Origin of the sequence: Heyndrickxia sp. FSL K6-6286, from assembly GCF_038630395.1 — a bacterium.
In the GTDB taxonomy this organism is placed as follows: domain Bacteria; phylum Bacillota; class Bacilli; order Bacillales; family Bacillaceae_C; genus Heyndrickxia; species Heyndrickxia oleronia.
Genome location: NZ_CP152029.1, coordinates 525,697 through 539,282 on the forward strand (window position 1 = coordinate 525,697; position 13,586 = coordinate 539,282).

The window sequence follows — 13,586 nt, forward strand, 5'->3', positions numbered from 1 at the left end:
TTTAAAAGTGGTCATGGCGATTCTTGTTTTAGGAACACTGCCATCACTTACTGGGATGCATGCTGTTCAAGCGGAAGGACCGAATGATCCTGCACCAGAGATTAAACCTACAAATGCGAATGGTAAGAAGGTATTATTTGATAACACTCATGGCCAAACAGCTGGTGCTGCAGATTGGGTTATTGATGGTGGCTTTTCTGACTTTGGCAATGCAATTGCTAAAAATGGTTATTATGTCAAAGAACTTCGAAAGACAACACCGATTACGTATGATGATTTAAAGGATTACGATGTGTTAGTCATTGGGGAAGCTAATATTCCTTATAAAGCATCTGAGCAGGCTGCCATGATTCAATATGTTGAATCGGGTGGAAGTATTTTCTTTATTGCTGATCATTATAATGCGGATCGTAATAAAAATCGTTGGGATGCTTCAGAAGTATTTAATGGATACAGAAGAGGAGCTTTTGATAACCCAGCAAAAGGAATGACAGCGGAGGAAGCTAACTCTGCTGCTATGCAAGGAGTAGAAAGCTCTGATTGGTTATCAGATCATTTTGGTGTTCGATTTAGATACAATGCCATAGGTGATGTGAACGCAACAACGATTGTTTCACCTAATGAAACATTTGGAATAACAAGTGGGGTTGACTCCGTTGCCGTACATGCAGGATCAACAGTAGCGATTACTGATCCATCTCATGCTAAAGGCCTTGTCTATCTTCCAGCATTATCTTCTAGAGATAAATGGAATAATGCGGTTGACCAAGGTGTTTACTTTGGTGGCGGCGTGGATGAAGGGGCTTATGTGGCAATTTCCAAATTAGGAAAAGGAAAGGCTGCATTTATTGGTGATTCTTCTCCAGTAGAGGATTCATCACCGAAATATACACGTGAAGAAAATGGCGCGAAGAAAACAACATATGATGGCTTTAAAGAACAAGATGATGCTGTTCTATTAACAAATCTAATTGATTGGTTAGCTGAGCAAGAAGAATATACAAGTTTTGAAGAAACAGGAATTACTTTAGATGAAGTGTCACCAATGCAAGATATGGAGATTCCAAGTAAATCGACAGAACCACAGCCAGAACCATGGTCTGCGCCTGCTGCGGGATATAAATGGTATGATCCATCTACATTTGCGGCTGGTTCATACGGATCATCTAAGCCTGCTGAAGTAAATGCGGAATATTCATTTGTTCATCAAGATATATTACCTAATAAACAAGAGTTCCAAATTCGTGTAACAGTTGATCATTTAGCACCGGGACAAACAGTTACTGGTTTAAAGGCAGGAATATATTTAACTGGAGGAGAGCAAATTGCTAAATTCCAGAACGAGGATGGTTCATGGCCAACATCGTATAACTATAGCTCTGAGTTCTCGGTGACAGCCGATAAAACAGGTCGCGCAAGCAAGGATTTAACGGTAAGCATCAATCCTAATAAAGAAGGTGCTGCAAGCTTACGTTTAAAAAATGGTAGCAAAAATTTGGTCACTAAATCAGTAACGATTGGAAATGTAGATAGTGAGCCACTTCCAGAGGACAAACCAAATCTACCAGAGAAAATTTCTATTAAGGAAGTAAGAAATGAGACTGTCGGTAAGACGGTAACAATTGAAGGAATCGTTACCTCGAAACCAGGTGTCTTCGGAGGACAAGGATTTTATCTTCAAGATGATTCAGCAGGTATTTATGTATTTCAAAATGAAGCTGGATATGTGCCCGGAGATGTATTAAAAATTACAGGTACAACTGAACTGTATAATAGTGAATTGGAACTTGCTAATTTAATCTCTATTGAAAAAACAGGAACAAAATCTTTACCACAAGCTAAAACGGTGAATGAACTAACGAATGAAAATCAAGGCGAGCTTGTTGCACTGAAACAGGTAAAAATCGATCATTTAGTTGTAGCAGGACGTGCATTTGAATTTGATGCAATGAAAGATGGAAAAACAACAAAAGTGCGAGTGGATGAGAGAACGGGTGTAACCTATGATGAATTCTCAAAATCATATAAAAATGGAGATGTCCTAGATATCATTGGAATTTCATCTATTTTTAAAGATGTGTATCAACTTAAGCCACTTAGCTTTGACCATTTTGTAAAAGCTGATGCTGATGGTCCGGTTATTCATGATTTGGATCAATTACGTTTTTATCAAACTGAAGCCTATGAACAGTATGTTACGGTAACTGATGAGGGCAGTGGAGTGGAGTCTGTTATAATCACTCTAGATGGAAAAGAAGTTTCTAATCCGATAAAAATTGAGCCATTCTCACTGCAGGTAGGGAATCATACGATTGTAGTTCGAGCAATAGATAAACTGGGGAATGAGAGTATTAAAGAATTTACCCTTACTGTCGTAATGGATCTTGATCATTTAGATGAATGGATCACATATGGTTATGATAAAGGGTATATTACAAATAAAGGGATTTACAATAGCCTAATGTCTAAAGTAGAAGGAATTCAAAAGGCAAAAAACGAAAACGCTAGACAAGGAAAATTAAATGCTCTTTCCAATGAAATTCAAGCACAAAAAGGAAAGAAAATTGATTCCAAATTTGCAAGTGATCTATTAGATTTAATAGATACGTTATAAGTAGAAAAGGGGAGGTATAATGCCTCCCCTTTATACTTTTGAAAATTAATCAAACGTTTGTTTAAATAATTTTTGGATTTTTTAGCTTGTTCTATTCAAGTAGATTACAACATGGAAACACATAAAAAGGGATTTTACCTGAAAATGTGTCTCACCCGGGTCAATGGAAACACATATAAAGGGATTTTGCTTAAAAATGTGTCTCACCCGGGTCAATGGAAACACATAACAAGAGATTTTGCTTAAAAATGTGTCTCACCCGGGTCAATTGAAGCACATACAAGAGATTTTGCCCAAAAATGTGTCTCACCGAAGTCGATGGAAACACATAAAAAGGGATTTTGCCCAAAAATGTGTCTCACCCGGGTTAATGGAAACACATAAAAAGGGATTATGCCCAAAAATGTGTCTCACCCGGGTTAATGGAAACACATAAAAAGAGATATTGCCCAAAAATGTGTCTCACCCCAGTCGAATAAAGTACATTATAAGGGATCTGGCTCCTTAACCCACTCTATCCATTTCCTATTTCTTCTTATTTGGAGTCATTTCATCTGCGATTTCTTCTAAAGATTTTATTTTTCCATGGGGGTTCTGGGATTGTTTTCTTACTGTCCATTGACGTTCTTGTTGTCTTTTAGATTGGGTCATTGTTTTTCATCTCCTTCTTTTCCAGGGATTTTTCCATCAAACCATTTTGAAAATCTCTCCATTTCAGGATCCTTTCTTAAAGAGGTAACATGAAATGGATTATTTGCTTTTTTTGTATCGATAAGAAGGCCCATTGTGGGTCCCCCGAATGAATCATTTTCAATTCCCTCATATTCGGAATTAAGATGAGGGTCAGCGTTGACATGAATGTTTTTTTCGCGGTTTATGGGAATCAGCTCACCTTCCTAATTAATTTCAATTATATTCTTCTTCCTGAAGTGATTGTTTATTCTTTAATGGGGAAAAACAATGATATAATGACAAAGCTTAATTTACGATTGGGAAATCATGTTTTCATTGTTTTCTCTTAACCGTTTCAGTATGATAATTAGAAAAGAGCGCTATAGCCCAATAAGGCTAAAAGCCGGAATAATTGATCGCTAATAAAAAACATTAACAAATTATTGGAAAGTAGGATTTATTTATATGACAAGTTTAGAAGCTGGAACTGTAGTAACATTAGATGTAGAACGGGAAGCCCCATTTGGCTATTTTTTAACAAATGGTGAGGAAGATGTTCTTCTTCATAATAGTGAAGTTCCTGAGGAATTTGATCCTGAGAAATCCCAAAAAGTCTTTTTATTTCAGGATCATCAAGGGAGACTTGCAGCGACATTAACGATACCAACTGTTCAAATCGGAACATATGACTGGGTTGAGGTAGTTGAAGTAAAAGAGTCACTAGGTGTTTTTGTTTCGATTGGAATTAGTAAAGACATTCTTGTCTCAAAAGATGATCTACCAGCCCTTCATAGTCTGTGGCCAACTATCGGAGATCGATTGTATTGTTCGTTGAAAGCAGATAAAAATGGACGCTTGTTTGGGAAATTGGCAACAGAAAATATTATGCGTGAGGTAGCAGAGAAGGCAACACGAAAGGATTTTAATCGAAACATAACTGGGTGGGCCTATCGTTTGCTGAAAATTGGGACCTTCTTATTAACGGAAGAGAACTTCATTGGATTTATCCATGAGTCAGAGCGTAAGCAGGAGCCGCGACTTGGTCAGAAGGTAGAAGGTCGGATTATTGATGTAAAGGAAGATGGAACGATTAATGTTTCCTTATTAGGCCGTGTACATGAAACATTAGATGAAGATGCAGAGAAAATTTATTCCTATCTGCAGGGGCGCGGTGGAAAAATGCCTTATTGGGATAAAAGTGAACCAGAAGATATTTCTGCACGATTTGACATGAGTAAGGCAGCTTTCAAACGTGCAATAGGTAGACTCATGAAAGCTGGAAAGGTAAGACAAGAAGAAGGTTGGACCTATATAAAAGAATAATGTTCTAAAGAAGCAAATCTTTTATGATTTGCTTTTTTCATTCAACGCTATGGACGTTTTTCAAATGCGGGCGTGAATTTATTAAGTAACAATATCCAGAGAAACGAGAATATTGTCGAATAGGAGAGATTTTTTGTTGTTGCAAAATTCTCGCATTTCAAGCGCTTTCGTTTATAGTATGTATTATGTCGAAAATTTATTTTCAAAGTGATTCTTAACTAACCAAAGGAGAGTTCTATATGATTACCTATTCTTCAAGGAACGATGTACCTGAAATTGAAAAATGGAAGCTTGAGGATATTTATAATTCTCAAAAGGATTGGGAAGCGGATGTCAAGGAGATTGAGAAAATAGCCGAGATGCTGCGATCCTATGATGGAAAGATTCATGACGGGGGAACATTACTTTCTTACTTAACTGAAAGTGAAAAATTATCCTTTATGTTTGGCAAAGTATCGGCATATGCTATGCTCCAGGTGGATATAGATACGAGAGAATCTTCAGCACAGTCATTACAGGATAGGGCAAAACAACTTGGAGTGAAGATCAGTTCTTCTACTGCATTTTTTATGCCATTTCTATTGAGTCTAGATGAATCAACGTTAAAAGCTTATCTGAAAGAAGAACAAGGACTGAAATATTTCGAAAAGAATTTGCTCGAGGCTTACCGCTATAAAGCACATGTTTTGACGAAAGAAAAGGAAGAGTTACTTTCTCAATTAGGTGAGGCGCTTTCTTCACCAAGTCATACATATAGCATGATCAATAATGCTGATATTAAATTTGGCACTGTAACAAATGATAATGGTGAACAAGTTGAACTTACTCGTGGAATGTATTCAAAATTAATTGAAGATCAAGATCGCGCGAAGCGAAAGGAAGCATACAAAGCGTATTATCAGCCTTATGTACAATTAAAAAACTCCATTGCTTCCACACTTGCCGCTGCTATAAAAAATAATGTGACGACGGCTAAAATTAGAAAGTATCCTTCTGCCTTAGAGAAAGCCTTATTTAGTGATAATGTTCCTAAAGAGGTCTATGAAAATTTGATCTCTACAACGAAGGAAAATATCGCTCCGTTACATCGGTATTCGAAAATAAGAAAAGAGAAGCTAGGTCTTAAGGAGCTTCACCAATATGATCTATCTGTGCCTATTGTTCAAGGAGTAGAACAAAAAATAGGTTATGAAATGGCCTACAGTACCATGTTAAATGCACTGAAGCCTTTAGGTGATGAATATATAAAAATTTTGGATTCATTTAAAAATGCTAGATATATTGATGTGAGGGAAACGCCTGGCAAACGATCCGGTGCATATAATTTAGGAGTTTACGGAGTTCATCCATATGTACTTTTAAATCATCATGATGATTTAAGTAGCCTGTTCACTCTAGCACATGAAATGGGTCATGCAATGCATAGCCATTTCTCTCACAAAACTCAACCTCAAAATACAGCAAAATATAGTATTTTTGTGGCAGAGGTTGCATCAACAGTGAATGAAGTATTACTGATTCATTACCTATTGAACCAGGAAACGGATGAAACGATGCGTTGGTATTTACTCAATCATTTTATCGATAAATTTAAAGGAACATTATTTACACAAGTGATGTTTGCTGATTTTGAACTGAAAACCCATGAAAAAGCTGAACAAGGACAACCACTTAATGCACAAGTGTTTAGTGAAATATATGAAGAATTGTTTAGGGAATACAATGGCGATGCGATCATATTTGACGAAGAAGTTAAATATGGATGGGCAAGAATCCCACATTTCTACAGACCATTTTATGTCTATAAATATGCTACGGGCTTTGCTTCTGCCATCCATTTAGCGGATCGAATTCTTAAAGGCGACGAGAAAACATTAGCATCCTATATTGAGTTTTTAAAAAGTGGAAGCTCCGATTATCCACTTGAGCTTTTAAAGAAGACAGGTGTCGATTTAACATCTCCAGAACCCATTCAAAATGCGTTAAAACAGTTCAGTGATTTAGTTGATGAATTTTCGAAAATGTAAAAAGTGTAGTTAGGATCTGATCCATATCATTTTATAGGTGACTACCTCTATACAATGATATGGTCAGTCACTATGTTATTTAATAAACTTTCTTTATGAATTCTTATTTGCAGCCCATACTGTCCAACGATCCTTTTCAATGAGAGGGAAGCAATTTTTTAAAGTTAATTGTAAATCTTTTATAAGAGAATTTAGCTGCTGATCATTTAATTCATGGAGAATAGATCGTCCAGTTCGATTTCGTAAATCCTCCCATAAATCCTCTTGGTCTTCATAAACTCTTCTTATCTCCCATAGTTTATTTTCTGTTATATTTTGAAAACCTAAATGTTGTAGTTTTCGTATTACTTCTCGACTAGAATGCCTTCTAGCTACTTCTTTCTCAATCAGCTGAGGATACATTGAAAAAAAGTATCCTCGAATATGTGTTGGGCTACCTTCAAGTAGGCAGTCCTCAGGTGTGCGATCTTGAATAATACATGTGCCACCAGGTTTTAATAAACGGAATACTTCATATAAGCACGGTTCTAACTCTTTAATATGGTGGATGAGCGCTCTTTCAAGCACAATGTCAAATTGATCACTGTCCAAACCTGTTTCTATAGCATTTCCGTGAATAAATTGAACAGTATCATAACCCTGACAATATACCTTTGCTGCGGAAAGCATCTTTTCTGAAAAATCGACGCCGATTACCTGTGCTGCTCCCATTTCAGCGATAGCCTTTGTATAGATTCCACCACCACAGCCGATATCTAGTACCCTTTTCCCTTCAAAATTAATCATTTCTTTCATGAATTGAATCCAAGATTCATCGGTTTTTCTTTTTGCATAAGTAAATTGATCATCAGGTTGAAGAAAATCTAAAGACATAATGATTCCCCCTTATTCAGAAACTTCTTGCCTTTAGATTAACTAATAATAGTACATTAGTAAATTTTATAATAATTATTAATATTGATAAGTTTTTATTATGTTGAATACATCATTTTGAGAGAAGGGGTAAATATTTTCAACAAACAATAAACATGCTATGATGAGATTAATTATTCTGAAAAGAAAAACTATTTATATGGAGGCCCATCCCATAATATGACTCGCGTAGCAAAACTATTTTATATCGTAGGCATCCTATTGTTTTTGATAACGTTTACATTAGCTTGTTTATATGCTAATAAGATGCATACACTTGGTAAGCAAAATCCAGGCGAGATAATGCCCGATTACCAATATCATTTTATGTTAATACCAGAAGAGCTGGATAATGATTATTGGCGGCTAGTCGAAAAAGGGGCGATGGCAGCGGCGAAAGCCAATCATATTTTACTAGAGTATGTAGGTCCAAAGCAATCCAATATAAATGAACACTTAAGAAAGCTGCAAATAGCAGCAGCCTCGAAGGTAGATGGTGTGTTAACTCAGGGATATAATGATAAGCAATTTACCCCTGTAATCAACCATTTAGTGAATAAAGGGGTTCCAGTAATAACAGTGGACACGGACGCCCCTTCAAGTCAGCGAAGGGCATATATTGGAACAGATAATTATTATTCAGGATTTCTGGCAGGAACTTCTTTAATAGCTGACACGAAGGGAAAGATTAATGTTGCGATTATTACTGGTAGCTTCAAGGCGGAGCATCAAAAGCTGCGAGTAAAAGGATTTAAGGATGCAATTGCTAATGAAGACAGAATACATGTGATCACTGTTGAAGAGTCCAATATTACTAGAATTCGTGCGGCCGAAAAGGCAAATAAAATCCTAACTGAACATCCGGAGACGAACGCATTTTATGGGACAAGTGCTCTAGACGGTATTGGAATTGCTCAAACAGTCGTGCGTTTAAACCGCGTACAATCTACCTATATCATTGCATTTGATACGATTAATGAAACACTGGACTATATTCGCAAAGGTGTGATTGATGCGACGATTGTACAAAAGCCTTATGAAATGGGATACAAGGCAGTTGAGATGATGATTCAAATTCAGGAAGGAAAAACTATACCAGAAATTAATAATACGGATACTCGGGTGATTCATAGGGAAGACCTAATAGAGCAAAAAGGAGAATTACCGCAATGATCCGGATCCGAACGAAGCTCCTCATTTATTTTATTATTCTAGTTGTTTTAGTTAATGGTGTAGCTTTTTTCGTATATGACAGTAGCGAAAAGATTATGAAAGAATATAATCGAAGCTTTGGACGCTTTCTTTTACTAAATGAAATCGCCCAGCAAACGAATACCGTGGTCGAAAAAATGAATGCCTATATTGTGAAAAAGGACCCGATGTTTCAACAGGAATTTATCACAACTAGTAATGAGCTTCGAAAAAACAAAAAGAAATTGCAGGAAGAAATAGAAACTCAATCAAACTTTGTTACTCTTGGCAACTATGAGAACATGCTCGAAAGTTTCTTGGAGGATAGTTATATTGCCATACATGCTTTTGAAACGGGCGATATAAATCAGTATGCAGCTTATTTTAATGAAGCGACAAATGTGGCTAATTTTATCCAGGAGACAACGATGTCCTTAATTGATCAGGAATTAACGAATTATCAATCCTTTTTTAAGCAGCTTAAGAAACGAAATCATTATTATCGGTTATCGACTATTTTTCTACTAGGCTCGTTATTAATTATTTGTGGGATACTCGCTATATATATTTCTCGTGGGATCACAAGTCCGATTGCTCGTCTATCTCAAGCAGCAAGGGAGATTTCTGCAGGACGTTTAACTGGAAGGGATATTGAAGTAACAAGTAAGGATGAATTGAAATTATTGACTGAAACGTTTAACCAAATGCGACGAAATATTGTAGGTCTTGTGAATGAAATTAAAGATAAATCTGAACTCGATACACTTTTAAAAGAAATGGAGCTTAAGAGTTTACAAAATCAAATCAATCCCCATTTTTTATTTAATACGTTAAACAATATTTCAAAAATGGCTTATTTAGAGGATGCGCATGAGACAACACGGTTAATTGAAGCGGTATCTACCTTGCTTCGATACAATCTAGAGAATATTGATAAACCATCAACATTAAAGGATGAGGTGAATTGCGTAAAAGAATATTTTTATATCCAGCAAACCCGATTTGGGGATCGTATATCATTTAAAACCGTAATAGATGAAAGATGTATGTATGCAAACATTCCACGTCTAACGTTACAGCCTATTGTGGAGAATGCCTTTATCCATGGTGTGGAGTCAAAGGAGGAAGGGGGAAGGATCACACTTACCATTTACCAAACTACGGATCAAATCGTGATTGAAGTGGCAGATGACGGAAATGGAATGGAGCAGTCAATCATAAGCCAATTATTAAAGGGTGAAACAAATGAACAGCGGTTAACTGGTAAGAGAGCAACCGGACATTCAACAGGAATTGGTGTGAAAAATGTCATGAAGCGTCTTCAACTTTTTTACCAGCAAAAGGATGTAATGGACATTGAATCAAAGCTGGGAGAGGGGACTGTTTTTCGTTTGAAGCTCAAAAAGGGGTGAATCCATTTTGCGTGTGATCATCGTCGATGATGAAAGACTGGAACGTTTAGGCTTAGCTAAAATGATACATAACGGAATCCCGGAAATAGAAATTATTGCTGAGGCTCCAAACGGCCGAATGGCTATTGAACTGGCACGTGAGTTGAAGCCGGATTTGATAATGATGGATATTAAAATGCCTGGTATTGATGGAGTAGAGGCAGTGAGAGAAATAAAAAAGATGGATAAACAGATCAAATTCATCATGGTTTCCGCCTTTAATACCTTTGAATACGCTAAGGAAGTTATGCAACAAGGGGTAAAAGAATATATCTTAAAACCAAGTAAGCAAGAAGATGTGATAGCGGCTTTAAAGAGAGTTCGCGAAGAAATACTCGAAGAGCGGAAACAATATATGGAATCATTACAGATGAAAAGAAATTTATCCCGTGCTTTATCGGTCATTGAATCAGAATGGCTATCAACCTTATTAATGAATCATATTGAGGAAATGAATATTGATGAATGGAGCAAATTACTAGGAATTGAAGTGCGAGCTGGATATATGATGATATTTTCCATGCAATGCCAAGATCATATACAAACCAATGATGAGAAGCGGACAATATATAGCGGGGTTAAATCCTTATTAAAAACGAAGCTTGATGAGAATTGTATTGTAGGACCTATGGCAGATAATCAAATTCCTGTACTTGTACTAATGAGATCAAGTCATGAAATAAAGCGATCAAATGCGATTACAATAGCTCGATCCGTCGTACGAACATTAAAGGAAAGATTCCATCATACTAAATGGATGGTAGGCTTAGGACAGCCTTTTGAGACCATCGATGGACTTATGAACTCCTATCATGAAGCGATTTTAGCCCTGGAATCAAAAAAATGGGGAACTGCCCATCTATATGAAAAGACCAATTATCTAACTGAACAAGCCTCTATTGAAAAAGAAAGACATCTACTTGAATCGATAAAATTAGGTGATCATCACCGTGCACTTCAGGCATTTGAAATTTATATGGAAGCAAATAAAGATAAAAACAGCCATATTTATGAAGAATTATCTATTGTGATTACCAGAATGCTAAAGGAATATGGGATACATTTTGAGATTAAACAAAAGCCAATACAGGAAGAGCAATGGATTATTTCATTACGGCAGTTCGTAATGAAGGCAGTAGAACTTATTCATGCGTGGAGAGCAAACCATCAGAAAGGATACTTACAAACAGCGAAAGAATACATAGAAAACAATTATGAGAAAAATATTTCATTGGAAGAAGTAGCTGATTTTGTAGAGTTAAGTCCTTTTCATTTTACAAAAATGTTCAAGGAGAAATTTGGGGTTACCTTTATTGATTATTTAACTGATGTAAGATTGGAACATGCAAAAAGGGAATTAATCCATACAAATAAAAGCCTAAAGGAAATTTGCTACAGTGTTGGCTATAATGATCCAAATTATTTCAGTCGTGTATTTAAGAAGAAAACTGGTCTATCACCGACGATATATCGAAATCAAACAACTTGAATAAAATTGGACATAATTTACTTAATCACGAATACCTTTATAAAGGGAAGTATTGTCCTTTTATGAAATGTAAGTCACCTAATATTTCTTTTTAAATTATAATTATTATAAAAAAGTATTGATTTTATTTTGAGAAGTGTTATCATAGTTTTATAGAAAAGCAGAATAGAGTCGATGACTCGTCTGTCGAAAAATTATTAATGAGGTGATTTGATTGAGTACAAATAAGAAACTAACAACTAGTTGGGGAGCACCGGTCGGGGATAATCAAAACTCAATGACAGCAGGATCTCGTGGTCCAACACTAATTCAAGATGTACATTTACTAGAAAAATTAGCTCATTTTAATAGAGAACGTGTTCCTGAGCGTGTCGTACATGCGAAAGGTGCAGGGGCGCATGGTTATTTTGAAGTAACAAATGATGTTTCAAACTATACAAAGGCAAAAGTGTTTAATGGAGTAGGAAAACGAACTCCACTATTTATTCGATTCTCAACAGTAGCAGGTGAACTTGGATCTGCAGATACCGTTCGAGATCCACGTGGTTTTGCGGTTAAATTTTATACAGAAGATGGAAACTATGATATTGTCGGTAATAATACTCCAGTTTTCTTTATTCGCGATGCAATTAAATTTCCTGATTTCATTCATACACAAAAGAGAGATCCACAAACACACTTGAAAAACCCTACAGCTGTTTGGGATTTCTGGTCACACTCACCAGAATCGTTACATCAAGTAACTATTCTTATGTCTGATCGTGGTATTCCAGCAACACTCCGCCATATGCACGGTTATGGAAGTCATACCTTTAAGTGGGTAAATGATGATGGTGAAGCTGTATGGGTAAAATATCATTTTAGAACAGAACAAGGTGTGAAGAACCTTGATCCTGAATTAGCAGCAAAATTAGCTGGTGAAAATCCAGATTATCATACAGAAGATTTATTTAATGCAATTGATAAAGGGGATTTCCCTGAATGGAAACTATATGTACAAATTATGCCTTTTGAGGATGCGAATTCGTATCGATTCGATCCATTTGATGTAACGAAAGTATGGTCTCAAAAGGATTATCCATTGATTGAAGTAGGTCGTATGGTTCTCAACCGTAATCCAGAAAATTATTTTGCAGAAGTAGAGCAAGCGACTTTCTCACCTGGATCAATGGTACCTGGTGTCGAAGCATCTCCTGATAAAATGTTACAAGGGCGCCTATTCGCCTATGCTGATGCACATCGGTACCGTGTAGGTGCAAACCATAATCAATTACCAATTAACCGTCCAAAAAATGAAGTAAATAATTATCAACGTGACGGTCAAATGAGTTTCTATAATGGCGGGGGTTCTGTTTACTACGAACCAAACAGCTTTGATGGACCGAAAGAATCACCAGAGGATAAACAACAGCCATATTCAGTAAGCGGGGTAGCAGATGCAGTTGCATATGATCACTTCGACCACTATACTCAAGCAGGTGATTTATATCGACTATTGAGCGAAGAAGAACGTACTCGTTTAGTGAATAATATTGTAGAGGCAATGAAACCCGTTAAACTAGAGGAAATCAAATTACGTCAAATTGGACATTTCTATAAAGCTGATCCAGAGTATGGAACTCGTATTGCAGAAGGCTTAGGATTATCTATACCACAAGAAGTGTAAAAAGAGGGTTATAGGTATACTCGTTCGATTTGCAAAAATGCAAATAGTAATCAATCATTCTCATTTTGATTCTCATATTCTCAACTATAGGGGGCTGTCTCAATGCGAGATAGTCCCTATTTTAAAAACCTTTTTTTACATTAAATTAAATGGTGGGCAGAAGAATTAACCATAGAGTGGAGAAAAAAGTACATAGTTATTGGAGAATCTTATGAAAGAGCTTTTTTTATAAGGGGACAAG

10 protein-coding genes are annotated in these 13,586 nt (G+C 36.3%); 7 read left to right on the forward strand and 3 right to left on the reverse strand.

The window, feature by feature from the left end; all coding sequences use genetic code 11:
* Positions 1 to 13: 13 nt before the first annotated feature.
* Positions 14 to 2,614, forward strand: coding sequence for an endonuclease (locus MHI39_RS02800; protein ID WP_342541415.1), 2,601 nt, complete (start codon positions 14 to 16; stop codon positions 2,612 to 2,614).
* A 525-nt stretch (positions 2,615 to 3,139) separates the two neighbouring features.
* Here the strand turns inward: MHI39_RS02800 and MHI39_RS02805 are convergent.
* Together MHI39_RS02805 and MHI39_RS02810 are read right to left on the reverse strand one after the other, a co-directional pair.
* Positions 3,140 to 3,265, reverse strand: coding sequence for a DUF6254 family protein (locus MHI39_RS02805; protein ID WP_235813315.1), 126 nt, complete (start codon positions 3,263 to 3,265; stop codon positions 3,140 to 3,142).
* On the reverse strand, positions 3,262 to 3,399 hold the full coding sequence (locus MHI39_RS02810) for a hypothetical protein (RefSeq protein WP_158022182.1): 138 nt from the start codon (positions 3,397 to 3,399) through the stop codon (positions 3,262 to 3,264). Before MHI39_RS02810 ends, MHI39_RS02805 begins: the two co-directional genes overlap by 4 nt.
* A 352-nt stretch (positions 3,400 to 3,751) precedes the next feature.
* Here MHI39_RS02810 and MHI39_RS02815 point away from each other — a divergent pair, with 352 nt between their 5' ends.
* Both MHI39_RS02815 and pepF read left to right on the forward strand, forming a co-directional pair.
* Positions 3,752 to 4,609, forward strand: a complete 858-nt coding sequence (locus MHI39_RS02815) for a S1-like domain-containing RNA-binding protein (protein WP_278890947.1) — start codon at positions 3,752 to 3,754, stop codon at positions 4,607 to 4,609.
* Positions 4,610 to 4,848: 239 nt separating this feature from the next.
* Positions 4,849 to 6,636, forward strand: coding sequence for an oligoendopeptidase F (pepF, locus tag MHI39_RS02820; protein WP_342540651.1), 1,788 nt, complete (start codon positions 4,849 to 4,851; stop codon positions 6,634 to 6,636).
* A gap of 93 nt (positions 6,637 to 6,729) precedes the next feature.
* Here pepF and MHI39_RS02825 read toward each other — a convergent pair whose 3' ends face one another.
* Positions 6,730 to 7,509, reverse strand: coding sequence for a class I SAM-dependent methyltransferase (locus tag MHI39_RS02825; RefSeq protein ID WP_278890950.1), 780 nt, complete (start codon positions 7,507 to 7,509; stop codon positions 6,730 to 6,732).
* 219 nt (positions 7,510 to 7,728) lie between these two features.
* Between MHI39_RS02825 and MHI39_RS02830 the strand changes: the two genes are divergently transcribed.
* The 4 genes from MHI39_RS02830 (at position 7,729) to katA (ending at position 13,345) form a co-directional block, all read left to right on the forward strand.
* Positions 7,729 to 8,721, forward strand: a complete 993-nt coding sequence (locus MHI39_RS02830; RefSeq protein WP_071975430.1) for a sugar-binding protein — start codon at positions 7,729 to 7,731, stop codon at positions 8,719 to 8,721.
* Positions 8,718 to 10,151 carry a sensor histidine kinase gene (locus MHI39_RS02835; protein WP_278890951.1) on the forward strand — a complete coding sequence of 478 codons (1,434 nt, stop codon included), beginning with the start codon at positions 8,718 to 8,720 and terminating at the stop codon, positions 10,149 to 10,151. Before MHI39_RS02830 ends, MHI39_RS02835 begins: the two co-directional genes overlap by 4 nt.
* A gap of 13 nt (positions 10,152 to 10,164) precedes the next feature.
* A complete protein-coding gene (locus MHI39_RS02840; protein ID WP_278890960.1) occupies positions 10,165 to 11,679 on the forward strand; it encodes a response regulator in 1,515 nt (504 codons plus the stop codon).
* Positions 11,680 to 11,893: 214 nt separating this feature from the next.
* Complete coding sequence (gene katA / locus MHI39_RS02845) at positions 11,894 to 13,345, forward strand: catalase KatA (protein ID WP_342540652.1); 1,452 nt, start codon at positions 11,894 to 11,896, stop codon at positions 13,343 to 13,345.
* The last annotated feature ends 241 nt before the right edge of the window (positions 13,346 to 13,586 follow it).

Coding starts and splice junctions, on each gene's coding strand:
- MHI39_RS02815 (WP_278890947.1), top strand. CDS start 3,752: ATGACAAGTTTAGAAGCTGGAACTGTAGTAACATTAGATGTAGAACGG.
- pepF (WP_342540651.1), top strand. CDS start 4,849: ATGATTACCTATTCTTCAAGGAACGATGTACCTGAAATTGAAAAATGG.
- MHI39_RS02810 (WP_158022182.1), bottom strand. CDS start 3,399: ATGGGCCTTCTTATCGATACAAAAAAAGCAAATAATCCATTTCATGTT.
- MHI39_RS02805 (WP_235813315.1), bottom strand. CDS start 3,265: ATGACCCAATCTAAAAGACAACAAGAACGTCAATGGACAGTAAGAAAA.
- MHI39_RS02800 (WP_342541415.1), top strand. CDS start 14: ATGGCGATTCTTGTTTTAGGAACACTGCCATCACTTACTGGGATGCAT.
- MHI39_RS02830 (WP_071975430.1), top strand. CDS start 7,729: ATGACTCGCGTAGCAAAACTATTTTATATCGTAGGCATCCTATTGTTT.
- MHI39_RS02835 (WP_278890951.1), top strand. CDS start 8,718: ATGATCCGGATCCGAACGAAGCTCCTCATTTATTTTATTATTCTAGTT.
- MHI39_RS02825 (WP_278890950.1), bottom strand. CDS start 7,509: ATGTCTTTAGATTTTCTTCAACCTGATGATCAATTTACTTATGCAAAA.